At 57.7% G+C, this 26,607-nt stretch carries 24 protein-coding genes and 1 pseudogene; 14 read left to right on the top strand and 11 right to left on the bottom strand.

Features of this window, described 5'->3' with window-relative positions; translation table 11 throughout:
- Window positions 1-136 precede the first annotated feature (136 nt).
- The 6 genes and pseudogenes from P3S72_RS21310 to P3S72_RS21285 all read left to right on the top strand — a co-directional run bounded on the left by P3S72_RS21310 (window position 137) and on the right by P3S72_RS21285 (window position 5,821).
- Window positions 137-1,396: an IS256 family transposase gene (locus tag P3S72_RS21310; protein WP_276194114.1), complete on the top strand. Its 1,260-nt coding sequence runs from the start codon at window positions 137-139 to the stop codon at window positions 1,394-1,396.
- Between the two features lie 478 nt (window positions 1,397-1,874).
- Complete coding sequence (locus P3S72_RS21305; protein ID WP_250690870.1) at window positions 1,875-2,852, top strand: IS5 family transposase; 978 nt, start codon at window positions 1,875-1,877, stop codon at window positions 2,850-2,852.
- 228 nt (window positions 2,853-3,080) lie between these two features.
- A pseudogene (locus P3S72_RS21300) lies at window positions 3,081-3,209 on the top strand (hypothetical protein); the annotation flags it as partial.
- Window positions 3,210-3,409: 200 nt separating this feature from the next.
- Complete coding sequence (locus P3S72_RS21295; protein ID WP_276194113.1) at window positions 3,410-4,216, top strand: isocitrate lyase/phosphoenolpyruvate mutase family protein; 807 nt, start codon at window positions 3,410-3,412, stop codon at window positions 4,214-4,216.
- Between the two features lie 108 nt (window positions 4,217-4,324).
- Window positions 4,325-5,416 (top strand): trifunctional transcriptional activator/DNA repair protein Ada/methylated-DNA--[protein]-cysteine S-methyltransferase, encoded by a 1,092-nt coding sequence (locus tag P3S72_RS21290; protein ID WP_276194112.1) that lies wholly within the window; start codon window positions 4,325-4,327, stop codon window positions 5,414-5,416.
- 219 nt (window positions 5,417-5,635) lie between these two features.
- The gene (locus tag P3S72_RS21285; RefSeq protein WP_019694382.1) at window positions 5,636-5,821 is read left to right on the top strand and encodes a ribbon-helix-helix protein, CopG family; all 186 of its coding nucleotides are present in this window, start codon (window positions 5,636-5,638) and stop codon (window positions 5,819-5,821) included.
- A gap of 69 nt (window positions 5,822-5,890) precedes the next feature.
- Here P3S72_RS21285 and P3S72_RS21280 read toward each other — a convergent pair whose 3' ends face one another.
- Window positions 5,891-7,546: a SulP family inorganic anion transporter gene (locus P3S72_RS21280; protein ID WP_276194111.1), complete on the bottom strand. Its 1,656-nt coding sequence runs from the start codon at window positions 7,544-7,546 to the stop codon at window positions 5,891-5,893.
- Between the two features lie 141 nt (window positions 7,547-7,687).
- Between P3S72_RS21280 and P3S72_RS21275 the strand changes: the two genes are divergently transcribed.
- The 3 genes from P3S72_RS21275 (at window position 7,688) to P3S72_RS21265 (ending at window position 11,257) form a co-directional block, all read left to right on the top strand.
- Window positions 7,688-7,918 (top strand): hypothetical protein, encoded by a 231-nt coding sequence (locus P3S72_RS21275; protein WP_198717600.1) that lies wholly within the window; start codon window positions 7,688-7,690, stop codon window positions 7,916-7,918.
- Window positions 7,919-8,435: 517 nt separating this feature from the next.
- Complete coding sequence (locus P3S72_RS21270) at window positions 8,436-9,680, top strand: malic enzyme-like NAD(P)-binding protein (RefSeq protein ID WP_276194110.1); 1,245 nt, start codon at window positions 8,436-8,438, stop codon at window positions 9,678-9,680.
- 563 nt (window positions 9,681-10,243) lie between these two features.
- On the top strand, window positions 10,244-11,257 hold the full coding sequence (locus P3S72_RS21265; protein WP_247398167.1) for an isocitrate dehydrogenase: 1,014 nt from the start codon (window positions 10,244-10,246) through the stop codon (window positions 11,255-11,257).
- A 277-nt stretch (window positions 11,258-11,534) separates the two neighbouring features.
- Here the strand turns inward: P3S72_RS21265 and P3S72_RS21260 are convergent, their stop codons facing one another.
- The gene (locus P3S72_RS21260; RefSeq protein ID WP_247398169.1) at window positions 11,535-11,732 is read right to left on the bottom strand and encodes a hypothetical protein; all 198 of its coding nucleotides are present in this window, start codon (window positions 11,730-11,732) and stop codon (window positions 11,535-11,537) included.
- Window positions 11,733-11,755: 23 nt separating this feature from the next.
- Window positions 11,756-11,986 carry a hypothetical protein gene (locus P3S72_RS21255; RefSeq protein WP_017845892.1) on the bottom strand — a complete coding sequence of 77 codons (231 nt, stop codon included), beginning with the start codon at window positions 11,984-11,986 and terminating at the stop codon, window positions 11,756-11,758.
- 384 nt (window positions 11,987-12,370) lie between these two features.
- On the opposite strand from P3S72_RS21255, the gene P3S72_RS21250 reads away from it, so the two are divergent.
- Window positions 12,371-12,655 (top strand): hypothetical protein, encoded by a 285-nt coding sequence (locus P3S72_RS21250; RefSeq protein ID WP_276194109.1) that lies wholly within the window; start codon window positions 12,371-12,373, stop codon window positions 12,653-12,655.
- A 270-nt stretch (window positions 12,656-12,925) separates the two neighbouring features.
- Here P3S72_RS21250 and arsA read toward each other — a convergent pair whose 3' ends face one another.
- Window positions 12,926-14,692: an arsenical pump-driving ATPase gene (gene arsA, locus P3S72_RS21245; RefSeq protein ID WP_276194108.1), complete on the bottom strand. Its 1,767-nt coding sequence runs from the start codon at window positions 14,690-14,692 to the stop codon at window positions 12,926-12,928.
- Window positions 14,693-14,950: 258 nt separating this feature from the next.
- Here arsA and P3S72_RS21240 point away from each other — a divergent pair, with 258 nt between their 5' ends.
- The gene (locus tag P3S72_RS21240) at window positions 14,951-15,748 is read left to right on the top strand and encodes a DNA/RNA non-specific endonuclease (protein WP_276194107.1); all 798 of its coding nucleotides are present in this window, start codon (window positions 14,951-14,953) and stop codon (window positions 15,746-15,748) included.
- Window positions 15,749-15,773: 25 nt separating this feature from the next.
- On the opposite strand, the gene dmeF is transcribed toward P3S72_RS21240, so the two are convergent.
- Together dmeF and P3S72_RS21230 are read right to left on the bottom strand one after the other, a co-directional pair.
- Window positions 15,774-16,706, bottom strand: a complete 933-nt coding sequence (gene dmeF, locus P3S72_RS21235) for a CDF family Co(II)/Ni(II) efflux transporter DmeF (protein WP_276194106.1) — start codon at window positions 16,704-16,706, stop codon at window positions 15,774-15,776.
- A complete protein-coding gene (locus tag P3S72_RS21230) occupies window positions 16,703-16,978 on the bottom strand; it encodes a metal/formaldehyde-sensitive transcriptional repressor (RefSeq protein ID WP_046382607.1) in 276 nt (91 codons plus the stop codon). The genes dmeF and P3S72_RS21230 overlap by 4 nt, the downstream gene beginning before the upstream one ends.
- A gap of 155 nt (window positions 16,979-17,133) precedes the next feature.
- Between P3S72_RS21230 and P3S72_RS21225 the strand changes: the two genes are divergently transcribed.
- A complete protein-coding gene (locus P3S72_RS21225; protein WP_276194105.1) occupies window positions 17,134-18,345 on the top strand; it encodes a YeeE/YedE family protein in 1,212 nt (403 codons plus the stop codon).
- 255 nt (window positions 18,346-18,600) lie between these two features.
- Here P3S72_RS21225 and P3S72_RS21220 read toward each other — a convergent pair whose 3' ends face one another.
- From P3S72_RS21220 to P3S72_RS21200, 5 genes are all read right to left on the bottom strand, one after another.
- Window positions 18,601-20,622, bottom strand: a complete 2,022-nt coding sequence (locus P3S72_RS21220; protein WP_276194104.1) for an FIST N-terminal domain-containing protein — start codon at window positions 20,620-20,622, stop codon at window positions 18,601-18,603.
- Window positions 20,623-20,889: 267 nt separating this feature from the next.
- Entirely contained in the window at window positions 20,890-21,246 is a 357-nt protein-coding gene (locus P3S72_RS21215; RefSeq protein WP_276194103.1) for a VOC family protein, read from the bottom strand.
- Between the two features lie 75 nt (window positions 21,247-21,321).
- Entirely contained in the window at window positions 21,322-22,572 is a 1,251-nt protein-coding gene (locus P3S72_RS21210) for an NAD(P)/FAD-dependent oxidoreductase (RefSeq protein WP_276194102.1), read from the bottom strand.
- Window positions 22,573-22,643: 71 nt separating this feature from the next.
- On the bottom strand, window positions 22,644-23,093 hold the full coding sequence (locus tag P3S72_RS21205; protein WP_276194101.1) for a type II 3-dehydroquinate dehydratase: 450 nt from the start codon (window positions 23,091-23,093) through the stop codon (window positions 22,644-22,646).
- Between the two features lie 54 nt (window positions 23,094-23,147).
- Window positions 23,148-23,570, bottom strand: a complete 423-nt coding sequence (locus P3S72_RS21200; RefSeq protein ID WP_276194100.1) for a RidA family protein — start codon at window positions 23,568-23,570, stop codon at window positions 23,148-23,150.
- 196 nt (window positions 23,571-23,766) lie between these two features.
- Here P3S72_RS21200 and P3S72_RS21195 point away from each other — a divergent pair, with 196 nt between their 5' ends.
- Together P3S72_RS21195 and P3S72_RS21190 are read left to right on the top strand one after the other, a co-directional pair.
- Complete coding sequence (locus P3S72_RS21195; protein ID WP_276194099.1) at window positions 23,767-24,741, top strand: LysR family transcriptional regulator; 975 nt, start codon at window positions 23,767-23,769, stop codon at window positions 24,739-24,741.
- A gap of 324 nt (window positions 24,742-25,065) precedes the next feature.
- Window positions 25,066-26,583: an amino acid ABC transporter permease/ATP-binding protein gene (locus P3S72_RS21190; RefSeq protein WP_276194098.1), complete on the top strand. Its 1,518-nt coding sequence runs from the start codon at window positions 25,066-25,068 to the stop codon at window positions 26,581-26,583.
- Window positions 26,584-26,607 lie beyond the last annotated feature (24 nt).

Raw genomic sequence — 26,607 nt, 5'->3', positions numbered from 1 at the left:
CCGAGGGGCGGGTTGATCGCCGGTAACAATCCGAACCTGATAGCCGGTGAAGATCTGCTTAACGCCGGCGCGCCGTGTGCTACGGGACTGTCATAAATTTTGTGTTCGGGCATAACATTGCAGAAGAGGTGCATATATGCCGACCAAAAAGAAACCGGCCCGTGAGGCCCCGCGTGATCTTCCAACCATTCCCAAAGAGCTGATCGACCAGTTCGTCAGCGGTCCGATGAGTGCCGAAGCCATTCAGGATGCGTCGATGGCGTTCAAAAAGGCGCTGATCGAGCGAGCCCTTGGTGCCGAACTGGGTCACCACCTTGGCTATCCTCAGGGCGCGGAGCGCCCTGAGGAGTCGAGTAACCAGCGCAATGGCAAGAGCGGCAAAACGGTGCTCACCGATGACGGCCCGCTTCGCCTGGACATCCCCAGAGATCGCGATGGAAGTTTTGCGCCGATCCTGATCCCAAAACACGAACGCCGATTTACGGGCTTTGATGACAAGATCATTGCGATGTATGCCCGAGGCATGACGGTCCGTGAGATCCGTGCATTTCTATCCGAACAGTACGGAACAGAGGTCTCTCACGATTTCATCAGCTCAGTGACCGATGCGGTTTTAGACGAAGTCACTGCCTGGCAACAACGACCGCTTGAGCCGATGTACCCGGTGATTTTCTTCGATGCGTTGCGAGTCAAAATTCGCGACGAAGGTTTGGTTCGCAACAAGGCAATCTACCTGGCGCTGGGTGTCTTGCCGGATGGAACCCGAGACATCTTGGGCATTTGGATTGAAACAACCGAAGGTGCGAAGTTTTGGATGAAGGTCTTCAACGACCTCAAAACCCGAGGTGTCGAGGACGTCTTGATCGCAGTAACTGATGGCCTCAAAGGTATGCCTGAAGCGCTGAGCGCGGTATTTCCCGAGACGACGTTGCAGACCTGCATTGTGCATTTGATCCGTAACAGTCTTGATTACGCGCCTTGGGATAAGCGCCGCGAGCTGGCGAAAGCGTTGAAGCCGATCTATCAGGCACTCAACGCTGACGCCGCTGAACAAGCGCTGTTAGCCTTCGAAACCGGCCCTTGGGGCAAGCAATATCCAACGGTCGCAAAGGCCTGGAAGCGTGCGTGGGATCGAGTTATCCCCTTCTTCGTGTTTCCTCCGGCCATACGTAAAGTGATCTACACAACGAACGCCATCGAGAGTATCAACGCTCAGTTGCGCAAGATCATCAAGACCAGAGGCCATTTCCCAACGGACGATGCCGCGACGAAGCTAATCTGGTTGGGCTTACGCAATATCACCGCAAACTGGGGCAAGCCGGCACACGACTGGAAGAGTGCGATGAATCAATTTGCGATCTTGTATGGAGATCGATTTATCAGGCCGACCTGGTAAAACTACGGCCTGCCTAACGGCAGGCCGTTAACGGCCCGCACACAAAAAATCTGACACTCTCTGTGCTACCAATAACCTGTCGGCGAATTCCAGCAACGACCTTTCCAACAGCGGCCTGATCGGAATTTAAATAAAACTGTCGCCTTTATTCGGTCCCCAGTCCTCTTTATTCCGAACTGCTGAGGCCTTGAAGTCCGCCATGTGGAACTCGACCCGGTCATACACGCACTCGAGGCTGCACGACAACTGACAGCGGGCGCCTCCTTTTCCTACAGATCATTGCTTTGCCACGCTTTGACAACCCAATTCAACCCGACTAACTTTCGTGGCGTGCTGCGCTCATGCGGCTCACGCTATGCAGCAACCCTATATCTCCACCACGTTCTTCAGTGGCCCCGTTGCACCTAAGGAAACTCTGAAAAAGACTTCCAACTCTGGTGAAATACGCCTGTCCCACGAACTGAACGGTTGAGCCCCGATGAAGCAAATGTCTTTCGCTGATGCCGAGTACGCAGGCAAACGTAAGCAGACCCGCCGCGAGCGTTTCCTGATTGAGATGGATCAGGTTGTGCCCTGGAAAGGTCTGATTGCGTTGATCGAGCCGTACTATCCGAAGGGCGAAGGCGGTCGTCCGGCGTATCCGTTGATGGCCATGCTTCGGGTTCATCTGATGCAAAACTGGTTCGGCTACAGCGACCCGGCGATGGAAGAGTCCCTCTACGAAACCACGATTCTGCGCCAGTTTGCCGGGCTGCATTTGGATCGGATTCCGGATGAAACCACGATCCTCAACTTCCGCCGGCTGTTGGAAAAGCATGAGCTGGCCGGTGGTATTTTGCAGGTCATCAACGGCTATTTGTGTGATCGTGGTTTGCTGCTGCGCCAAGGTACAGTGGTCGATGCGACGATCATTCATGCACCCAGTTCGACCAAGAACGAGGACGGTAAACGCGACCCTGAAATGCACCAGACCAAGAAAGGAAATCAGTACTTTTTTGGGATGAAATCGCACATCGGTGTCGATGCGGAATCCGGTTTGGTGCATAGCGTAGTGGGCACGGCGGCGAATGTGGCGGACGTGACCCAGGTCGACCAGTTGCTGCATGGCGAGGAAACTTACGTCTCTGGCGATGCCGGTTACACCGGTGTAGAAAAGCGTCCCGAGCATCAGGATCGCGAGATGATCTGGTCGATTGCCGCGCGCCCAAGCAGCTATAAGAAGCATGCAAAAAAGAGCCTGATCGGTCGTGTGCGCCGCAAAATCGAATACGCGAAAGCACAAGTACGAGCCAAGGTTGAGCATCCATTCCGGGTAATCAAGCGCCAGTTTGGTTATACGAAAGTCCGCTTCCGAGGCTTGGTTAAAAACACTGCGCAGCAGACCACACTGTTTGCCTTGTCGAACCTGTGGATGATGCGAAAACGGCTGTTGAATGCAGGCGAGGTGCGCCTGTGATGCGGACAATGAGCCTTGAAAAGGTGCTATCTCGCAAAAAAACGCGAACTGAGAGGAGGAAAGGCCTGATTTCCGAGCAAGTCGGCGTTTTTTGAACCTAAAACAGCGAGGCCGTTAAAAACGGCTGCTTACTTCAGACCTTCCCTAACAGCTAGCAAATGACTGTTAATCATTGGGTCCCTGGTTCGAGTCCAGGTCGTGGAGCCAGATAGGGAAAAGCCTGCAGCGATGCAGGCTTTTTTTTGCCTTGGATTTGACCCAGCAACCCAAGGCGGGTCGGGTAAGACCACGGTTGGCGCCAATCTGGGCGGATTTTGCGCCGATGCAGGCATCCGCACACGGCTCATCGATCTTGATACCTGATCCCCGCGATAAGTGGATGTGTACGGCAACATCGTGCAGCAGACTTTAGAGGTGGGTATTCCGCGCTCTCTAGCCAGCAAAAAATCGTATTCGCTAGCACTCAAATCACTGTCGATTTCTCGGTGGAGACGTCGTTGTAGTCAGCTTACGATAGCGTGATCTGCACCTGTCTTCTCTCGCCGGGGTACTACTGAATGACGCGACTAAGTACGGTTTTCCGTAACCTTCACCAGGATAATTTGTTGGTACTTGCCAACGTGGGTGATGCCGGCAGCGCACGTATTGTCGAGAGCGTGGGGAGTAAGGCGGTAGCGACCAGCAGCGCCGCTGTGGCTTGGGCGAATGGTTACCAAGATGGTAATCAGCTTCCCCTGAAATTGTTGACTACTACAGTGGAGTCAATGGTTCGTGTGCTGACAGTACCCCTCACAGTCGATGTCGAAGGTGGCTACTCCGACGATCTTGAATCGGTTGCCAAAGTCATTGATTGCGTGGTTAGGGCTGGGGCCGTTGGAATCAACATTGAAGACGGTGCGGGGAGCATCGATCTGATTTTGCGAAAAATCGAAGTGGCAAAGAAGGTGGCAAGCACACGCGGGATCGATCTGTTCGTGAACGTACGAACTGACGTGTATCTCAGATGTTTGGTAGCACCAGAACGACAACTGGTAGAAACCATTTCCCGTGCATCGTTGTTTGAGCAAGCCGGTGCTGACGGCTTTTTTGCAGCTGCAATGGTTGAGGAGTACGACATTGCCACGCTGTGCGAGGCAACTAGATTACCTGTCAACCTGCTTTCTTGGAGCGGCCAACCAGAGATACATGAATTGGCGAGACTAGGCGTCAAACGACTAAGCGCAGGTTCCAGCATTGCTGAGTTCTTATTGGGTGCAAACAACGCGCTCGCCAAGAGTTTCTTGCGCACGGGAAGGCTTTTTGAGCACCCATTGGACGCATTTACATACAGCGATCTGAATGGCCTTATGGCAAAAACCAACTGAGCCAAGATTAATCATTCACGTATTAATCTGTGATCCGCCTGAAAATTGCCACTGTTTCCCACGTCTAAAAATGATGTTCACGCCCAATGCAGGATGAGGCTACGGTCTATGAGATCTTACAACAACGATCTTCCGCCCAGAGGCGAGATGGTCAGCGCGATGCTGTGTAGCGACAGCGCCTATGAGGGCGTTTTTTTTACGGCTGTCAAAACTACAGGTATCTTTTGCCGCCCTACGTGTGGAGCACGCAAGCCAAAACCCGAGAATGTAGAGTTTTTTTCGCAGGCGAACGAAGCTATGGCAGCAGGCTATCGGCCGTGCTTACGATGCAAGCCGTTGGATCTCGCAGCTACCGCGCCAGATTGGGTCAAGGGTCTACTAGCCTCTATATCTGCATCGCCTGATGCTCGCTGGAGTGATGCTGAACTAACTAAGCGTGGTATCGACCCGCTACGGTTACGCAGGTGGTTCAAACAAAATTTTGGTATGACTTTTCATACATGGATGCGTTCCAGAAGGCTCGGTATTGCCTTAGGTCGCATTGCTGTGGGCGAAACGCTGGATAACACGGCTTTTGACTTAGGGTACGAGTCATTAAGTGGCTTTAGAGATGCCTTCAAAAAAACATTTCAAATTTCCCCTGGCAAGTCGGCCGAAACGTCGCTCCTGCTATATCGCCATCTGACTACGCCATTGGGGCCGATGATTGCTATGGCAGAGGAGCGAGGTTTGGTGCTCCTCGAATTTCTTGACCGCCCGGCGCTCACTGCTGAGTTAAATGAATTGCGTGGGCGTTATGGGTATTCAATTGCACCGGGCGAGCATCCCCACATCAAGCAGATCGAAGTGCAGCTGAAACTTTATTTTGATGGAACGCTAAAAAAGTTTTCAGTACCGCTGCACATGCCAGGCAGTTCTTTTGACAGGCTTGTGTGGGCAGCGCTTCTAAAAATCGACTATGGAACCATTTCAACCTACGGTGCCGTCGCTGGGAGCATCGGCAAGCCAGGTGCAAGCCAAGCGGTGGGCAATGCAAATGGACACAATCGCCTGTCCATTGTCGTCCCCTGTCACCGTGTCATAGCGACAAATGGTGCGCTCGCCGGATATGGCGGCGGACAGCCACGGAAAGAGTTTTTACTGCGTTTGGAAAAAACTGCTTTGCAGATGACGCAGCAGCATGAATTCCTATTGAATTAGTTGCTAATCAGAATAAACGCAGACACAGCTACGCCTCAGATTGTCTTTCTGTAAGCATTCGGGAGCACTCCTTGGCGAGCGTCTGGTTGACCCGGTAATCCAGGCGCCCAACGTGATTTGCAGGAAGCCGTCTCACGTCTGGAAGCTAACCGGTGACAAATGAATGTCCGACTATTATAATTTGATTATCATTGATCGATTTAGGGTACAGGCCATTCCATGGAAAATAAGACTGCACGATTAACGGTGCTCATTGATCCCGTCAAGAAAAAAGCCCTTGAGGAGCTTTGTGCGTCTCAGGATCTGACGCCTTCTCAGGTCGTTCGTCAGCTTATTAGGGACTACCTGGAGACGCATGGCGTGTCCTACGCGACCAAAAGCAAAATTGCGGCCAATGGCAAATAATTCATCCCTGCATGAGCGGGCAAGACAAATGCCTGCTCATCGCGCCTCATTCACGCCTGCCCCTCACGTCTAGTCCTGGGTCTCGTTAGTCGGGACATGGCTGACCAGTGCGCCGCTGAAGTCAGCATGATAATGCTGTGAACCAAGCGCCTGAAGAATCCCTGCCTTGTCGAGCTTGCCAAGCACTTTCTCGTTGGCTTCGCACAGCTTTACGACAATGTTGCGTTTTTGCAGTTGCTCTATCACTTCGAGCAGCGTTTGCAGGCCCGTGATATCCATAAACGGCACTCGCTTCAGGCGAATAATCAACGTCTCGGGATCGGTGTGCGTTTGCGCCAAAGCACGCTCAAGGGTTTCTGCTGCGCCAAAGAAAAGGGGGCCCTCAATGGTGTAAACCAAAACACCGGTAGGAAGATGTGTATGCCCATTCATGCGCAACTCCACCTCCAGCTCTTTTTCGACCATGAGCTGTACCTCCACGGAGGAAGCCATACGACGCATAAATTGCAGCATGGCGAGAATGACCCCGATGTTCACGGCGATCGTCAGGTCACTGAAAACGGTCAGGCCGAAGGTGATTAAAAGGATGGCAACGTCTGCTTTGGGGGCTCGTTTGACCATGCGCTTGAAGTGCTTCAGTTCGCTCATGTTGTAAGCGACCACGAACAAGATCGCCGCCAGCGCGCAAAGTGGGATATCCGAAGCCAAAGGAGCCAAGAAGAAGATCAGCAGAATCAACGTGAGGGCGTGCGTAAACCCCGCGATTGGGCTATTGCCGCCATTACGGACGTTGGTTGCTGTTCGAGCGATCGCGCCTGTCGCAGCAAAGCCACCAAACAGCGGGGTAACCAGGTTGGCAATGCCTTGGCCGATTAACTCCTGATTGGAGTCATGTTTGGTGCCGGCCATCCCATCGGCGACAACCGCCGACAACAGTGACTCGATGGCCCCCAGCATTGCGATCGCAAACGCCGGGCCGATCAACTCAATGACCTGTGGCAGCGTTATTTGAGGAAGGCCTATTTTGGGAAGCCCTTGGGGAATGCCCCCAAAGGCACTCCCGATCGTGGCCACGCCGTCGAATTGAAAATAGGCATGCAATGCCGTCACCACGACCATGGCGATCAGGGGGCCAGGAACGCGCTTTACGCCGGGCAGTCTAGGTGTGAGGACCACCAGTGCCAGGCTCAGCAGGGCTAACAGTGTCGTGGGTACATGAAGGTTGGGGAATGCTTGGATGAGGTGCCACAGCCGCTCATGGAAATGCTCGCCACTGATTTTCGGCAAGCCCAAAAAGTCTTTCCATTGTCCAACCCAAATGATCACCCCGATGCCGGCAGTGAATCCAACAATAACGGGATCAGGGATGAACTTGATGAGTGCGCCAAGTTTGGTGATACCGAGCAGTAATAGAATTGCCCCGGCCATCATTGTTGCGACCTGCAAGCCATCAACGCCGTACTTGGCTGTCACGCTGGCCAGAATGACGATGAACGCCCCTGTGGGGCCAGCAATCTGAAGCCGGCTTCCGCCGAACAGCGAAACCAGCAAGCCACCCACAATGGCCGTGTAGATCCCCTGTTCTGGCTTGACGCCGGAGGCGATGGCAAATGCCATGGCCAAGGGCAGCGCTACGACGCCGACGATGACCCCCGAGACGATATTTCTAAGCCAATGTTCGCGCCCTAACAAGCCCGCTTTCCAAGCTTCTCGTATCGCAATCATGACTAGCCTCGTTCTGGTGGCATGTGCATACTATTCACACGATGTGATAATAGCAAAGCAATTGGTCTAGCCTCGGCACACCACCTGCGACGCTCTAGATTCAGTGTTCAGAGAGCTGGACCCTATGCCCGGAGACCCCGCATGAAACGCGAAGATGTCAAAACCAATCACGGGGAAGGCATGCACTTCGACACGCATGTGATAGCCAATCCGGCCAACACGCACGAGTGGATCATTCTGTTCAAAAAGGATGCAGGGAGGAGCTATTTTCTGGTTAATGACAATGAGGAAGTGGAGTCATTTGGACGCCTCGATGATCTGATCCATGAGCTTCGCGAGCTGGGTATCAAGTCCGCTGAAGTTCATTTCTGACAGCTGCACTCAGGAAGGTTGATCATGTCTGTAAAGATTGAGCGGTGTTAAAGAAAGAATCGATGCCCCCATCCTTTCCGCGAATTCACCCTGCCTCGCCTAACACGGATCAACACTGATCCGAACCAATGAGCCACGCCGACGCCCTTATGTAACCGGGTCAAGCACTCGCACGAGTGTCGAAGCGCGTGGGTCAGCGTCCAAGACGCAATGAGAAAACCCTGAATCCAGATGTGCCGCGCTTAGGTCGTGGCCCATTGGGTATTCGTGCGCGCAAAAAAATGGCCACACAAGGTGGCCTAAAACGGGTTCAAGCATAGGAGGGCGCGATTGGCCAAAAAATACAGGCCCGCCCTGAAGTCTTAGGGCCAATAGCGTTGGTCTGGCGCTGATAAACCCCTTCATCAGCAGCATTCAAACCGGCAATTTGATCCTGGTCTGTGGCTCAGGACCTCATTGTCTTGCATTATAATAGTGTTAACATAAAATTATAATCAACGTCTAATTAGGGGCTCGCATGACTACCGACTTCAAAAAGGCTGCATTGGATTACCATGAATTCCCAACCCCAGGAAAAATCGGCATTGCGCTGACCAAGCCTGCCGACACCGCCGCCCAGCTCGCACTGGCGTACAGCCCAGGCGTAGCCGAGCCCGTTCGCGAAATCGCGAGGGACCCGGAGAACGCCTATCGCTTTACCGGAAAAGGCAATCTGGTGGCCGTGATCACAAACGGTACGGCCATTTTGGGCCTCGGCAATCTAGGCCCCTTGGCCAGTAAGCCGGTCATGGAAGGCAAAGCGTTGCTGTTCAAACGGTTTGCCGGCATCGACTCGATCGATATCGAAGTCAATGCTGAGAGTTCCCAGGCCTTTATCGACACAGTCGTGCGTATTGCTGACACCTTTGGTGGCATCAATCTGGAAGACATCAAAGCCCCTGAGTGCTTTGAAATCGAAGAAGCCCTGATCGAACTGTGCAGCATCCCGGTCTTCCATGACGACCAACACGGCACCGCCATCGTCACCGCGGCCGGTATGCTCAATGCGCTGGAAATTCAGGGTAAAACGCTGGAGAACGCGAGAATCGTTTGCCTCGGCGCGGGTGCCGCAGCCACGGCCTGCATGCGCCTGCTGCTCAGTCTTGGCGCGCAAAAAAGCAATCTGTACATGGTCGATCGCACCGGTGTCATCCACTCCGCCCGCAAAGACCTCAACCAATACAAAGCACAATTTGTCAACGACGGTGGCCCGCTTACGCTGATGGAAGCCATGAGCGGTGCCGACGTGTTTGTGGGGCTATCTGGAGCCAATCTTCTTCCTGCGCAAGCGCTGGCGGCGATGGCTCCCAAGCCGATCGTGTTTGCCTGCTCAAACCCCGACCCTGAAATCAGCTACGAACTGGCCATGGCCACACGTGATGACCTGATCATGGCGACCGGCCGTTCTGACTACCCGAACCAAGTAAATAACGTTCTGGGCTTTCCGTTCATCTTTCGCGGGACCCTGGATGTTCGGGCAACCCGGATCAACGAAGCGATGAAAATTGCGGCAGTGGAAGCACTGCGCCAACTGGCCAAAGAGCCAACCCCTGTGGCAGTGCTGCAAGCATTCAATGTCGATAAGCTTGAGTTTGGGCGCGATTACATTCTCCCCAAAGCACTCGATGCTCGCCTGCTCGGCGCAATCGCCGGCGCAGTGGCCAAGGCCGCTATCGACACCGGCGTTGCGAAGCTGCATTACCCAACGCACTACCCGCTGTAAGCTGAGATCAATCAGGCTGATGTGCGGCAGTTGCACGACCTTTTGCGCGGTTGGCAACTGTCGCACTCAGTGTGCATCCAGCCGCCGCAGCGCCTGAATATCGACAGCCCACCATTTGCAAGATCATCCGTTCTTGAATGATCCGAGCCACAACTCGTCTTCCTTTTATGCCTGCCTAAACGCGACCTCGCCCTGCCACGCACAGGCGTTCTAAGACCTTTGTCTCATCGGGAAAACGCCGCTTTCCACCACGTGGAATTAGCATTGTATGTTAATGTTATGCGCGTCATCGGTGGAGCAAATGACTGCACGCTTGATCCGGGCGCTCGCTCGTAGCAGCCGCGTTCATGCCCGTTTTGTGCGACGCGAGAGCTGACACCCACTCAGGTCGCTCGTCAATTGATCCGTGATGACCTGCGCAGTCACGGCGCGGAGGATGACACACGGCACTCTGCCGCGGTGAAAGCCGTCAGACAGTCAATGCCTATCAGCAGACTCGTGACACCAGTCTCAATGCCCCCATCAAAACAGCAGGCTGACAAAGCGCTGTTAAGGAAGAGACCATGAGCAAAACCATCGCAATCATCAAGGGTGACGGCATCGGCCCCGAGATCATGCAAGCGACGCTACGCGTACTCGATGCCCTTGACTGCAATCTTCAGTATGACTTCGTTGAGGCCGGTTTGGAGGCCTTGCAGCAGCATGGGCAACTGATGCCGCCCGTGTCCATCGAGACGATCGCCAAACACGGTGTCGCACTCAAAGGCCCTCTGACCACGCCGATTGGCCGCGGCTTCTCCTCGATCAACGTTCACCTTCGCCGCCATTTCGATCTCTACGCCAACGTCCGACCGGCGATCAGTTTCCCTGGTACTCGTTCACGCTTCGAAGATATCGATATCATCACGGTGCGCGAAAATACCGAAGGGGCGTACTTGCCAGAAGGGCAAAGTATTTCTGAGGACGGCGAAGTTGCTCTGGCGAGCATTCGCGTAACGCGCACAGCCTCCGAACGCATCGTGCGGTACGCGTTCGAGCTGGCTCGTAGCAAAGGCCGTAAAAAAGTGACCGCGGTGCACAAGGCCAACATCATCAAGTCTTGCTCCGGGTTGTTCCTTGAGGTGGCGCGTGAAGTTGCGGCGGATTATCCGGAAATCGAATTCCACGAGATGATCGTCGACAACGCCTGTATGCAGTTGGTGATGAATCCCCATCAATTTGATGTCATCGTCACCACCAACCTGTTTGGCGACATCCTTTCAGACTTGTGCGCAGGCCTGGTCGGTGGCTTGGGTTTGGCGCCGGGGTCCAACATCGGCGCCGATGCGGCCATCTTCGAAGCGGTCCATGGCTCGGCGCCGGACATCGCCGGCAAGAACATCGCGAACCCATGCGCATTGTTGTTGGCTGCCGCAGACATGCTTGATTACCTGGGCATGGTGGACAAGGGGACACGCGTGCGTACCGCTATCCGCGCTGTTCTGGAAAACTCCCGTGATCAAGTGACAGCCGACATGGGCGGGGCCGGCACCACTGAGTCGTTCGCTGACGCCTTGGTGGCCTACGTGCGTGGCTAAATAGCGCATCAGGAATCACGCGCGTCGTCCGATTCGCCAGCTCACTACGAGCTGGCGATTTTCTGCGTGTGTTCTACGCTGACCTACCCCGAGGGCAGCCTGCCGGGCTAAATCTTCTTATGCCCCACGGGCCGATCCGGCCATCCCTCAGCGTTCTTGCACCGTCGAGCGCTGTGCAACATGAAAATCAATTTGACTGACTAAGTTCCACGGCGCGCTACGGAAGTAGCAATACTGTGTTGTCGTAACGTTAGCGTTAATAGAAATTCATTAAATATTATTGTTTGCTGCTATCGCGCTTGTCGGCGGACGACAATGTGCGAGGGAATGAGTGCGGGGCTTCAATACGCTCTTTTAGCTTTTCTGCGTAATCTTTTGCACCCTGCTCATTGCGAAATTGAATGCGCCTGGCTCCAATGCACACAGACCATAGCGGTTCACTCTGGCTAGACAGCTGCTCGATTTTGACGGACATGACGACACTCCAAGGAAAACAATTCAAAAGTGAATTTCAGCAACCTTGATACCGATTTCTCGCAGTTCATGAATCAAATCATCAAGGTACCGGAAGGGTTCGATTTCTTCGTTGTCATTGACTAGGAAGAAGCTTCTTCCTGCATCCTTTTTAAAGAAGACGATCCACTCCTGGGTGTTGGCCGGGTTGGCAATCAAATGGGTATCAAACTGAATGCCTTCAGCGTATTTGGTTTTTACGTCCTCACGTTTCATACGGGTCTCCAAGCGCTCACGTATTGCTGTTCTCATGCATGTATTTACCGCCCCGCAATTGATTAAAAGACCTCGCCCCTGTCTGAAGCAGGGGCGAGTCGATTGCCTTTCTATTATCATTGCATGATAATATTATGCACATATGAGCCGCTGGAGGCTAGTCATGAGCAGGATTGTCGAGGCACCTGAGCCACGAGGGGCCGAGGAGGTCCGCCCAAGGCGTGGCTTTAAAGGTGCACGACCCTGCGGCCGGTTTTGCGTGATTGTTGAAGACCCCATAGGGCGTCATGCGCAAAGGCTCCAGATGAGCGCCTCGCAACAGCGGATCGCCCTTGCTTTTGATGCAACGCGTAAGGTTTTTGAATTTTAAGGACGGCAGTCATCATGCGCAAAACAGCAATTGAGAAGCGCCTTCCGCTGAATGCTCCGACCCTGGAACCAGGGCAACGAGTATTGGTTTGCCATGAGCAATGCGTCGTCGTTCAGCAGCGAGAAACAAGAATCTATCAAGTTGTATTCGACTGCAAATCACCCAAAACGATTCGAATTTTTTGGGCCGAATATGAGTGGATTTTCATCGGCAGGCTTAAGCAGCACGCCGAGAAAGATCCGTCATTGGAAAGCTTTGTATCAACGCTAAGAGCGGGTCTAAAGACTGTCTGGCGATAAATACGGTTCTGATCGATAACCCGCCGGGCCAAATCCAGCACAGACGGGCCTACGTCTTGCTGCTGCCGTGCTTTGCATAAAGTACGAACTTGATTGGGATAATCGTAGGGATATAAATCAGCAGGGTCTCATTGCAAAACAGATGCTTGTTTATCTATTCGAGTCAGGGGCGTGCCAGACAGAGAAAAGCCTGCAGCGATGCAGGCTTTTTGGGGCCTGGGATTTGCTCCAGCAATCCAGGCGCACAGCATGAGTTCGCCGAGTATCGTTTCAGTCCAGCAGGCGCTTCAACCCGGCGACGCCAACCGGCGGCTCCGCCGTCCAGGGCACCACGATGACGGCATGCTGGGTTTCGTCGGCCACCCTCGCCATTTGTTTGCGCTCGCTATCCAGGCGTGCTCGCAGCAGCGGGTCTGTCGTATCGGTGGCCAGTAACGACTTATTGACCACCCAGGCAAACGGTTCGATGTTGGCCCTGCGTAAGTCATCCTGCAGCGCCGCCGCCTGAGACACCGGTGTGGCTTCGGGCAGCGTCACGAGAATGATTTTGGTGTAGTCCGCATCTTGCAGGCGCATCAGTGGCGTGACGATGTGGTCCGAGGCTTTGCCTTTGAATTCGCGAACCATCTGGCGGTGATAGGCGCCTGTGGCGTCCATCAGTAGCAGGGAGTGTCCCGTGGGAGCGGTGTCCAATACCACAAATGCGCTTCTGGCTTGAGCAACCACGCGGGAGAACGCGTGGAACACCGCGACCTCTTCGGTGCAGGGGGATCGCAGATCCTCGATGAGCAAGGCTATTTCGTCTTCCGTCATACCTGGCGCGCGGGAAGCGATGATCTTGTTCACGTATTTTTGGGTCTCGACCTTAGGGTCGATGCGGCCGACGCTGAGTCCCTGCACCTCGGCGTTGAGGGTTACCGCCAGATGTGCGGCAGGGTCTGTTGTACTCAGGTGCACGGACTTGCCATGCTGCACGAGGCCCAATGCGATGGCGGCGGCAATGGTGGTTTTGCCAACACCGCCTTTGCCCATGACCATGATCAAGCCGTGCTGGTCGTGAGCTAACTCGGCAATCAACTCCGAGAGTGCGTGATATTCCAGGCGTGCCGGTGCCGGTGCCGGGGTTGCAGTGCTGGCTCGGCGAGCAAGCTCCGGGGTCAGCAGTGCGCGAAGCGCGGGCAGGCCGACGGAGTCGACTGCCTTGAGTGGGATGTAGTCGGCTGAAAGCTGGCGCAGTGACGCGGGCATCTCGTCGAGCGCCTGCTGGCCTACGGACTCAATCGCCGCTGCGATCGGGTCATGCAAATTGCTGCGTTTAAACACCGCATTCACCACCAGGCGCTGGTTTTTCAGGCCCAACTCACGGAGCTCATCGCTGGAGCGTGCCGCCTCGCCGAGCGCGCCTTTATCAGGGCGGGTCACCAGTACAACAGTGGTCAGGGCTGGATCGTTGAGCGCCGCCAATGCCTGATTGAATAGCTGCTCCTGCATTTTCAAGCCCGAGTGCGGCCCCAAACATGACGCACAACGATCATTGCCCTTCAAAAAACCGCTCCACGCTTTTGGCAGGCTCAACAGTCTGAGCGTGTGCCCCGTGGGCGCGGTATCGAACACGATGTGGTCGTAGGCCGCGCTGCCCTGCGACAGCAGGTGCGAGAATTCATCGAAGGTTGCGATTTCAGTCGTGCATGCCCCTGAGAGTTGCTCGCGCACAAGCGCAATGTCTTGATCGCTGGCCTGGGCGCCCATTTGCTCGACAACCCGGGCCCGATAGTCAATGGCTGCGGTCCCTGGGTCGATATTGAGCACGGACATTCCAGGCACGTGCGGCACCGCGACAGGCTGATTGCTTAACTCAACGCCGAGCATCTCATCAAGGTTCGAGGCGGCGTCTGTGCTGACCAGCAGCACGTTCTTGCCTGCGTCAGCCAGTGCGATTGACACCGCGGTGGAGACCGACGTTTTGCCGACGCCGCCCTTGCCGGTGAAGAACATATATCGGGTGGGTTGATCGAGCAGTTTGAGGGTGGACTGCATGGCACGCTGACTCCCTTGCGGAGCATGACTGGGTATCGGAGTTTAGACCGGTGTTCAGAATCGCCAAGGTGGTCATATCAATCAAACGCTGATTTTTGCCGTCCATTGAGCGCAATTGTCTGTGCAGGAGGGCTGCAACTCGCGGCCCAAGCATAGAGCAGGGGCCGCCCTGCGGCACTAACCTGGTTTTTCACGGTCAACAGCCCCCGCACCACCGTCGGTGGTCATCCGTTTACCCTTACCAAAAAGATCTAAAGCATGCACTTACGCAACATTGCAGTCGGGTTGTCGGCCCTTGTTTTGCTCTCGACCGGGGCCCACGCCCGCAGCCTGCCCAACCTCTATACCGCCACTGAGCAACGCGCGTCCTTTGATGGCTGTGCCGATCTTTTTCCCGCCGCGAAACCCATCAACACCGCCACCGTGCCTGCTGGCATGCGCCCCCTGGCCCTGTGCTCGGACAATTTCGCGGTGCTCTATTCGCAGACCAGCAAGACGCCGCTGGTGGTGGTCGAGCGCCTGAATGCCGCGCAGTTGCAGGATGCCAAAGGTGAGGAACGCACCAATCTGTTCTACCCCGACCCGCGCATCCCTAAGGGTGGGCGCGCGGAGTTGAGTGACTACCGCAGCCAGCATCCGGCCGTCGACCGTGGCCACCAATCCCCGGCCGCCGACGCACCGAACGCCCATGCCATGGCACAGTCGTTTGCGCTGTCGAACATGGTGCCGCAAGACCCTGTCAACAACCGTAAGATCTGGAGCAAGGTCGAGGCGGATGTGCGCAAGTTCGCCAAGCGCGCCGGCGGCGATGTGTTTGTGTTCACCGGCCCGTTGTTCGACCCAGGCTACGGCACCATCGGCGACAACAAGGTCTGGGTGCCGACGCGCCTGTTCAAGCTGGTGTACGACGCCTCGTCGCAACGCGCCTGGGCTTACGTGCTGCCCAACGCGCAGACGCGTATCCAACGGCCGATGGACTATGATGCGTTCGTGAAGAGTACCGGGCTGAAGTTGCTCGGTAATCTTCCGGTCTCCGGGTCAGTCGGACGCTCGTAAGGGGGCGAGTCGCCCGGCGTCGTCGCTACGCTGCATCGAGCGTGCGAAACTCGACGGTGAGGTGACTCACTTCATGCACCGGTTTGAGGCGTTCGCGAATGCTGTCGGCATCCGCTGTGGCGTGGCCGACGACGCTCACGATTGCCGCATGCACACCTGGCCCTACCTGCCAGACGTGCAAGTCGGTAATCGTCGCGTCGCCCGCTTGTTCCACCAGTTCCCGGATCTCCGCCGCAACATGCACGTCGGTCTGGTCGAGCAGGACGCCGGCGGTCACGCCCATCAGGCTCCATGCCCAGCGTGCAATCACGATGGCGCCGACGATGCCCATCGCCGGGTCCAGCCAGACCCAACCCAGATACCGCCCCGCCAGCAACGCAGCGATCGCCAGCACCGAGGTCAGCGCATCGGCGAGCACATGCACGTAGGCGGATCTCAGGTTGTTATCGTGGCCATGGTGGCCGTGGGCATGCTCGTGGTCGTGGTCATGCCCGTGGTTATGACCGTGGCCGAGCAACAGCGCACTGACGATATTGACCACCAGCCCTACGATAGCAATCAGGGTTGCCGTCCCAAACTGCACCTCGGTCGGCTGCAGCAGGCGCATGATCGACTCGATGCCAATGCCCAGGGACACCAGCGCCAGGATCAGCGCCGAGGCAAAACCGCCCAGATCGCCGACCTTGCCGGTACCGAAGCTGAAGCGCGGGCTGGATGCGTGGCGCCGGGCATAGGCGTAGGCTGCGGCGGCGATGCCCAACGCACCCGCATGGGTGGCCATATGAAAACCGTCGGCCAGCAGGGCCATCGAACCGGTCAGGGCGCCGGCGGCGATTTCCGCGACCATCATCACTACCGTCAGCATCACCACCCATAAGGTGCGCTTGGCGTTTTCTTCGTGGGCCGCGCCGAGGAAGACATGCTTGTGGGTGTGACCGTGCGTGTGATCGAGGGTCATTTTGAGTACCGCCGAATGGCTTCAAGCAGCTCTTCTACGCCCTGGTTACGTTCTTCCTCGCTAAGGGATGGGGCCGCCACATGCGCCCTGGCATGTTCTTCGATGATTTCTTCCATCAAGCCGTTGATGGCGCCGCGTGTGGCGGCGACCAGGTGCAGGGTCTTGGCGCAATCGCTGTCCGATTCCAGTGCTCTTTCCACCGCTTGAATCTGACCGGCAATGCGTTTGACACGCTTGATCAGACTGTCTTTGTTTGCCGCTATATGGCTCACAATATACCCCCCCTACCTATAATTCGCGGATCATCGCATACCCCATCCCCCTATACAATCCTTCAGCTCGGATGCCGATTCCTCCGGAGACCGACCCCTCGGTTTATACTCGATGGCTTCGTAATCAAACCCCTTCAAACGAATTGAGATACCTCATGAGCACCTCTCTTTCCACAACCTCTGCGCGCAAGCCTGTCGCGCCCCTGGTGGCTTTTGCGCTGCTGGTGCTGGGCGCTGTGTTCCTGCACAACCTCGTCGGCACGCGCCAGGTGCTGTTTTTGGTCGTCGGCGCCGCGCTGGGTTTGACCCTGTACCACGCGGCCTTTGGCTTTACCTCGGCCTGGCGTGTGTTTATCAATGACCGGCGCGGCGCCGGTTTGCGTGCGCAAATGGTGATGCTGGCGATAGCGGTGTTGCTGTTCTTCCCGGCGCTGGGGGCGGGCACGTTGTTCGGCCAGCCGGTGGTCGGGCTGGTAGCGCCGGCCGGGGTGTCGGTGGTGTTCGGAGCGTTCATTTTTGGCATTGGCATGCAGTTGGGCGGCGGCTGTGCGTCGGGCACCCTGTTCACCGTGGGCGGCGGTAATGCGCGCATGTTGGTGACGCTGTTCTTCTTTATCTGTGGTTCGTTGATCGCCACGCACCATGTGGGCTGGTGGTTTGCACTGCCGGCGTTGCCGGCGACGTCCATCGTCAAAAGTTTCGGGGTCATGCCCGCGTTGCTTTTGAACCTGGCAGTGTTCGGCCTCATCGCAGCCGTCAGCGTGCGCTTGGAAAAAGCCCGTCATGGTCAACTGGAAGCCGGGGTGACCAGCGAGCACCGAGGCGTGCGCCGTTTTCTGCGTGGGCCCTGGCCCTTGGTGTGGGGTGCGATTGGCCTGGCCCTGCTCAATTACGCGACCCTGGCACTGGCCGGGCGACCGTGGGGCATTACCTCGGCGTTCGCGCTGTGGGGCGCCAAGGTGGCGAGCGGCCTGGGCGTGGAGGTGGGCAATTGGGCGTTCTGGCAAATACCGGGCAATGCCAAGGCCCTGGCCGCGCCGGTGTGGGAAGACATCACCAGCGTCATGGACATCGGCATCGTCCTCGGTGCGCTCCTGGCTGCCGGCCTGGCCGGGCGTTTCGCCCCCAGCCTGAACATCCCTGCGCGCTCGCTGGTGGCGGCGGTGATCGGTGGCCTGCTGCTCGGTTATGGCTCGCGCCTGGCCTACGGCTGCAACATCGGCGCGTACTTCAGCGGCATCGCCTCCGGCAGCCTGCATGGCTGGGTGTGGCTGGTGGCGGCGTTCATCGGCAATAGCGTCGGCGTGCGTCTGCGCCCTTTGTTCTTTGCCGGCGAGCGCCCGCAGGTGGCGTTGAGCGGATGCTGAGCGATTGTTTCCGGTGATGTGCACCTTGCGCTGGGTCGCTTTTTAGCCCCGATCTGTGCATTGAATTGCCTTCCGTGGCGCCAATAATCGGGCCCTGCAATCCCCCGAATCTTGAACGCTATACGGAAGGCACTGATGAGCGCCGCATCATAGCGGATGCCCAGCCAGATACTCGCGATCATCCCTGCACGCGAGCCCTCTGGCTGAACACTCTGTTCCTGCTACTCGAACATCCGAAGTCGACCCCATGCGGGCCTACGCATGCGTAAGCCCAGTCAGCGTATCCGCAATCGTCTTGGTCCGTTGCGCAGTCCCCTCTGTCGCACGGCTTGACGCCTCCAGTGCATCAAGCATTTCGCGCAAGGCACCGACGCCGCTGGACTGGTCTTCAATCTGCTGGGCAACACGCTGGATTTCGCCGGATAACAGGTCGATATCCACGCCGATTTCTGCGGCATTCTTGCGGGTGATTTCCGCCAGCTTGCGCACTTCGTCCGCCACCACCGCAAAACCCCGGCCCAGGTCGCCTGCACGCGCGGCTTCGATCGCTGCGTTGAGCGCCAGCAGGTTGGTCTGGCCGGCGATTTGTTGAATCACCTGCACAATCGACTGGATGCGCAAACTCGAACCGGCCAAGGTCCGCGCGCCGACCACGGCATCATCTGCCTGGCTGGACAAGCCCTCGACCGTCGCACCGGCTTTCGCAGACACGGTGTTCTGCTGGTCGATGGTGCCAACCAGTTCATCCATCGAGGCGTGCAACTCGCCGGAGTAATGCTTGATCTGCGAGGAGATTTCCGCGTGTTGACGTTCGGCCTGGGCCAACACCTGGCCCAGGTCCGCCAGGCCCTCGAACACCGGCAAAATATTGCTGTCCAGCCCGCGGGGATTCAGGGCGCCGCTGAAGTCATTGTTTTTGAACGCCGCAATCTGCTTGACCACTACATGGTTCAAGCCCGCCAGTTTATTCACCTGGCGACGTAGGAAGAAGGCTTTGAACTCGCCGTAGTGCGCAATGAAATTGTCCGCGTACTCGTCGCTGAAGCTGGCGCCCTTGGCCACCCGAAAGAAGAAAATTGCGGTCAGTGTCTGGTTCAGGTTCAAGCCCAGGATTTCACCAAAAGTCGACAGCCCTGCCAGCGGCACATCGCCAAACGTCCCGGCCATGCTGCCCAACTCGGTGGCGTTGTTCAGCCTGCGCAAAATGCAGTCATTAAGAATGCCCGCCACCGGCTGCCCGCCCTTGCCGCGCAGAAACTGTTCGTAGTCCACGCGGGTGGCCTCACGCAACGGCGTGCGTCGCACCATCACCAACTCCTCGCCGGGTGCCACGTCGCAATACAGTTGGACGATCTGGTGTTCATAGTCGATGCGTGCGATGGAGCGCACGAACAACTCACCGCCCACGCGGATGGCAAACGAGTAATCCGCCAACTTCGGTTCCAGCGCCTGGGGCGTGCAATTGAAGGCGTCACACAGCGCCTGCACCATGCTCTTGATATTGCCCGCGCTGTCGATCACCTGGTCAATCGTGCGGTCCTCTTCGGAGGCGGTCAGCACGCTGAAGGTCAAATCCGCCGGTTTGAAGTTCTGGCTTTTAAATACGCCATAACGCACATTCGCGGCGGTCTTCAGGAACACGATTTGTGCGTGGTTCTGGTAACTGCGCTGGCCGTCATGGATCAGCGTTTTCTGGAAATCCAGCTTGCCCCCGGCCGACCCGCCGACAAACAGGCAGGTGAAACGCCCCGATTCATACAGCGCCTCCATGAAAAACGACTCCGACGCCGACAACCCGTCGAACACCACATAGGCCAGCGTGTCGCGATGGTCGATCGGTGTGTGTACCTGCACGCGCTTGATATTGTTCGTCAGCTTGGCAATCCGCTCCTTCATGCCCATGCGCTTGCCGCCGCTGCGGATGTCTTCACACTCCAGCGGCACCATCACCACTTCGGCGGAAGCGATCAGGCTGTCGTCAAACAGCTGCAGCACAATCCGGTCCCAGCGCTCGCCGGTGGTGCAATACAGCGAATTCGCCGCGTTGCACAACTCGCCAGCGGAGGTACACAGGCTGATGCTGGTTTGCGGGAAGCGGCGCTTGAGCTTCGCGGCGACCTGGTCGATGTCCAGATGAGGGGAAATGAAACCGGTGATCAGCACCGGCGCGATGCGCAGGTTAGCCAATGAAGACTCCAGCTCATTGGCGGTGCAGGTGAGGGTGGCGGTGCCTTGTCGATCGGCCCGAGCTTTTTTTAGGAAGTTGAGTGGGTTCATGGCGACGGGCTCGATCCAGTGAGGGGACGCATGCAATAGGCTTGCGGCTAATAAGGTTATCGGCCGATGTGGCGGAGACTGGAGGAGGAGAAGCGCGGAGGCGGAGAGTTGACGAGGTGCAGGGGGCCAATTTTTACCGGCATTTACATCCGAACGGGTGGGTATCTCTGCACAACCCTGCAAGCACAGAAACAGCATAAAAGTGGGGAAGGAAAGTTTGCGCATGTATAAAACCATGCGCTCGCTCAATCGATAAAAGCTCAGTCTTTACGGTTGCGCTGTCCACACGGCCAGTTCATAGCCGTCAGGATCAATGAAGTGGAACCTGCTTCCACCGGGGAACGAAAAGGTTTCGCGGGAGATCACCGCGCCCGCAGCCTTGAGCCGCTGCTGTGCGTCCTCGAGATTGTCCGAATACAAGATGACTAAAGGACCGCCCGGCCGCACCGGCTCCCCCTCGGTGAAGCCACCGGTCAGCCGGCCATCGCTGAATTCGGTATAGGTCGGGCCGTAGTCGACGAACGTCCATCCGAACGCGTGGCCGTAGAACGTTTTGCTGCGGGCAATGTCGCTGACATTGAATTCAATATTGTCGATCTGTCGATCTTGACCACGAACGCTCATGGCTGCCTCCTTGGCGAATGTCCAAAGTGGCGATTGTAACGGATCGGTCGTTGAAGTGGCGCGGGGAGCAAGGCGCTAAGCCTTGCCATACGCCATGTACTCGTTCTGCAACACGATGTGATCTGCCACGTACTTCGCATCATGCCAAACCCCGTAGATAAACGACGACGCCCGGTTCACCAGATTCGGCAGGCCCAGGAAGTAGATCCCGCTCTGTGCCGAAATCCCGCGTTTGTGGAACGGTTCGCCGTTCTCGTCGAACGCATCGACCTTCAACCAGTTGAAGTCGAACTTGAAACCGGTGGCCCACAGAATCGTGGTCACGCCGGCTTCGGCCAGGTCCAGGCTGAGGATCGGGTCAAGCAGGCATTGCGGGTCGGGCAGCAGTTCCCAGGCTTGCGGTTCTTCGGGGAACGGCAAGCCGTTTGCCTCGATATAGGCATCGGCGTCGCGCAGTACCTCGAAGTACGCTCGATCCCCCTCTGCCACGTTGGCGGCCAGGCCAGGGGCGAAGGTCATGACGCCTGCGTTCCAGTGTTCAGTGGCGCCCACCAGGGTGATCCCTTGGTGTGCGAGGCGGCGGAAGTCGACGGTCTTACCGCCTTCGTAGCCGCTGACGGCAAAGGCTACGTGTTTTTTCTTCGGCTGGATTTTGACTTCGTCCCACAGGCCCAGGGCGCCGAGCCACCAGCAATAGTCGCGGCCGCGGTAGGCGCGGGGAGGGCGGTAGTGTTCGCCGACCGAGAGGTACACGGTTTTGCCGGCCTTTTGCAGTTCTTCGGCGATCTGCGAGCCGGAGGCACCGGCGCCGACCACCAGCACAGCGCCTTCGGGCAGTTGGCCCGGATTCTTGTAGGCGCAGGAATGCAACTGATGCAGCGGCGCGCTGGTGGGGACGATGTCCGGGATCGAGGGGCGTTGGAACGGCCCGGTGGCGGCCACCACGTTAGCGGCCTCGATCACGCCCGCCGAGGTGGTCACCTTGAAGCCGGGGCGACCGACATGGCGCTCCACTTGCAACACTTCGACGCCGGTACGCACCGGGGCGTTGAGCATCTCGACATAGGCTTGGAAGTAATCGGCCATGCGCTCCTTGGGCGGGAAGGCTTCGGGGGAGATGCCCTCGAATTTCAGGCTAGGAAAGCGGTCGTGCCAGGCCGGGCCGTTGGCGACCAGCGAGTCCCAGCGCTCCGAACGCCAGCGCTCGGCGATGCGGCTGCGCTCCAGCACGATATGCGGCACGCCCATCAGCGACAGGTGCTCGCTCATGGCGACGCCGGCCTGGCCTGCGCCGACTACCAAGGTGTTGATTGTTTCGACGGACATAGGCGTTTCCTGAAAAGTTAGAGGTTTATCTGCAACACCGCAGAGCCGCATTTGATCGATGATCGGCCTGCTCACTGCTGCGGCTCTTTGAGCAGCTCGGCCAGCGCCGTGAGTGCGAGTCGGTAACCCAGCGCGCCCAACCCGGCGACCACGCCGGTGGCGGCTTTGGACACGTAGGAGTGATGCCGGAAGCTCTCGCGCTTCCAGATATTGCTCATGTGCGCTTCGATGATCGGGCCGTCGAACGCCAGTAGCGCATCGAGGATCGGCACCGAGCTGTAGCTCAGTCCGGCGGCGTTGATCACGATGGCGTCGGCGTTCAGGCGGGCCTCTTGAATCCAGTCCACCAGCACGCCTTCATGGTTGCTCTGGCGAAAGTCCAGGGTCAGGCCCAACTCAGCGGCGTGGTCCTGGCAACACGCTTCGATGCTGGCGAAGCTGGCGCTGCCGTAGGTGCCGTGCTTGTCCAGCCCGTAGAGGTTGGCGTTGGGGCCATTGAGGAAGTACACGGTGTGGGGCATGGGGTTCTCCGGCTTGTTCCGCGAGGTGCAACACGACTTCGGCGTCGGCCGCCTTCATACGGTCCAATCGTCCGGCACCACGGCGATCACATCGATCTCCATCAACCACTCGGGTTGGCCCAGGCCGGAAATCACCAGCCCGGTGGAAATCGGGAACACGCCCTTGAGCCATTTGCCGACCTCCTGATACACCGGCTCGCGGTAGCGCGGGTCGATCAAATAGGTGGTGGTCTTGACGATATGGGACAGGTCGGAACCCGCCTCCTCAAGCAGTTGCTTGACGTTTTTCATCGCTTGTTCGGCCTGGGCGCGCGGGTCGCCGAGGCCGACCAGGTTGCCGTCGAAATCAGTGCCGATCTGGCCGCGCACATAGATGGTGTTGCCGGCGCGCACGGCCTGGCACAGGTCGTTGTCCAGCGTCTGGTTGGGGTAGGTCTGCTTTGTGTTGAACATGCGGATGCGGGTGTGGGTGGGCATGGCTGGCGACTCGTCGGAAGCGGGATGCAATCAGCTTCACATCGCCTGTTGCCGGGCGAAACCAGCATTTGTGCGGGGTAGTGCTTAGGAAAAACCGAAGCCCGTGCTGGTCATCGCCCTGCGCAGGCCCCGCGCCTATCCCGGCATGAACCCTGCAACACGCTGGGCATACAGTCATTACCGAGGTACAGGCCTGATGCTCAGTCGTATTACTCAGCGCCAACTGGAATATTTTGTCGCGTCGGGCGAGGCCGGCAGCATCAGTGCCGCCGCTGAACGCATCCATGTCTCCTCGCCGTCGATCTCGGCGGCGATCACTCATATGGAGGCTGAGCTGGGCATCCAGCTGTTTATCCGGCATCACGCCCAGGGCATTTCCCTGACGGCAGTGGGGCGTCTGGTGATGCAAGAAGCCAAGCAGATCATGGAACAGATGAGCAACCTCTACACCATCGCCTCGGAGTCATTGAACACCGTGCGCGGGCCGCTGCGGGTGGGCTGCCTGGAGTCGCTGGCGCCGATGATCACCCCCGAGTTGGTGTTTGGCTTTGGTCGCGCGTTTCCGGGCGTGCGCGTGACCCAGGCCGAGGGTAACCACGAGGAACTGCTGGAAAAACTGCGCAGTGGCGAGCTGGACATCGCCCTGACCTACGACCTGGTGACCAGCCCCGACATCGACTTCCAACCCCTGGCACACCTGCCGCCGTATGTGATGGTCGGCGAGTACCACCCGCTGGCGAGTCTGTCGGCGGTCAGCATGCAGGACCTGGAGGCGTACCCGGTGGTGCTGCTCGACACGCCCTGGAGCCGCGACTATTTCCTCAGCCTGTTTATGCAGGCGGGCACCACGCCGAACATCATCATGCGCTCCACCAACCTCGAAACGGTGCGCGCCATGGTCGGCAACGGGATCGGTTATTCCTTCGCGAATGCGCGGCCCAAATCGAACCTGTCCCAGGACGGTAAACGCGTGATCCGCCTGCGCCTGGCGGGCACGCACCGACCGATGAAGCTGGGCTACGCCACGGCGAGCAACACCCAGCTGTCACGCGTGGTGTCGGCGTTTGCCGAGCGCTGCCGGATGTTTGTGTCTGACCAGTACATCCCCGGCATGGCACCGCCGAGTTTTTTTGACCCGCATGCGGTGCGCTCGCTCAGCAGTGTGAGCTGAATTTGCACCAAAAGGTCGCGTGTTCGGCGCGGTGAGTTCAGGCGCGCACCCTTTCGGTCAGGTCATGCGGCCTATCCAATGTGGGAGGGGGCTTGCCCCCGATTGCACTGGGTCAGCTTGCTGATGTGTTGCTGATGCGCCGCTATCGGGGGCAAGCCCCCTCCCACATTGATTTTTGGTGGTTTCGAGGGCGGCGGCGGGCTGCGTAGGTTCTGCCTACCCAGTGGACCGGGTTTTACGAATTGACCCCAAGGGCCCGTCCCCACGACTCTGATTTCATTGATGCAGATCAATTTCCTTCTTTTGGGGCAGGGCACCGCGACGATGACATTCGACTGGAATTACACGTTTGGTCTGCTGGGCGACGCCGAGTTCTGGCGCGCGACGTGGACGGTGATCAAGCTCAGCACCTTGACCTGGGTCTTGAGCATCGGTTTGGGCTTTCTGCTGGCGCTGGCCAAGCAATCCAGGCATGGGCTGCTCAGCGTTCCCGCGCGTGGCTATATCTGGCTGTTTCGCAGCCTGCCGCTGTTGGTGCTGTTGATCTTTATCTACAACCTGCCGCAAGCGCTGCCCGGCACTTCGGCGATTCTGGCCGACCCGTTCTGGTCCGGCTTGCTGGCCCTGGTGATTTGCGAAACGGCGTATGTGGCCGAGATCCATCGCGGCGGTTTGCTCTCGATCCCCAAAGGCCAAGGCGAGGCGGCGCGGGCGTTGGGCTTGAAGTTTTTCGGCACCCAATGGCGCGTGGTGATCCCCCAGGCATTGCGGGTGGCGCTGCCGTCCCTGGCCAACGAATACATCTCCATCGTCAAGCTCACCTCCCTGGTGTCGGTGATCTCGCTCACCGAAATCCTGATGGTCGGCCAGCGCCTGTATTCGCAGAACTTCCTGGTGATCGAAACCATGGCGGCGGTGGCGTTCTTCTACGTGTTTATCGTCACCGTGTTCGACTTCCTGCTCAAACGCCTGGAGCGCTTTCTCGACGTCAACCAGCGCAATGTGTCGCGGGTTCCCGATGCGGCGGTGCTGGCCCTGGCCACACAACAACGGGTCGCGCTGCAACGTCCGGCCACCAGCGGGGCCCCGGCGCTGCAAGCCACGCGGCTGCACAAGGCCTACAACGACATCGAGGTGCTGGGCTCGGTCAACCTGCAGGTCCTGCCCGGTGAAGTGGTGTCGGTGATCGGGCCGTCGGGGTCGGGCAAAACCACCTTGATTCGCCTGCTCAACGGCCTGGAGCAACTGGACAACGGCGAGATCAAGATCAACGGCCAGCCGTTCATTCACCTGAACAAAACCGGCGCGCAGAAACCGCAGTACATCGAGCACGCCGAGCATCGCTTGAACATCGGCATGGTGTTCCAGAGCTTCAACCTGTTCCCGCACTTGAGCGTGCTCGACAACCTGCTGATGGCGCCGAAATACCACGGCCTGGGGCGCACCGACGAGCTCAAGCAACAGGCCTACGCGCTATTGCACAAGGTCGGCATGCTCGACCACGCCTGGAAGTACCCGCACCAACTCTCCGGCGGCCAGCAGCAACGCGTGGCCATCGCCCGCGCCCTGATGATGCGCCCGCAGATCATGCTGTTCGACGAGCCCACCTCGGCGCTCGACCCGGAGAAAGTCAACGAAGTGCTGCAGGTCATCGAAGCCTTGGCCGAGGAGGGCATCACCATGGTGATCGTCACCCACGAGATGAATTTCGCGTTCAAGGTCTCCGATCGCATCGTGTTCATGGAGAAGGGGCGTGTGGTCTGCGACGACACGCCCGCGGTATTGCGCAGCGGCCAGAACCCACGCGTGGAGGCGTTCCTCAAGGACGTCTCGCTGGCGTGACCCCTCTAACGTTCAGGAAACATA

Origin of the sequence: Pseudomonas sp. D3 (genome assembly GCF_029320995.1) — a bacterium.
Taxonomy (GTDB): domain Bacteria; phylum Pseudomonadota; class Gammaproteobacteria; order Pseudomonadales; family Pseudomonadaceae; genus Aquipseudomonas; species Aquipseudomonas paraveronii.
Note: the sequence above shows the minus strand (reverse complement) of the source record. Positions and strands in the feature narration are given on the sequence as shown.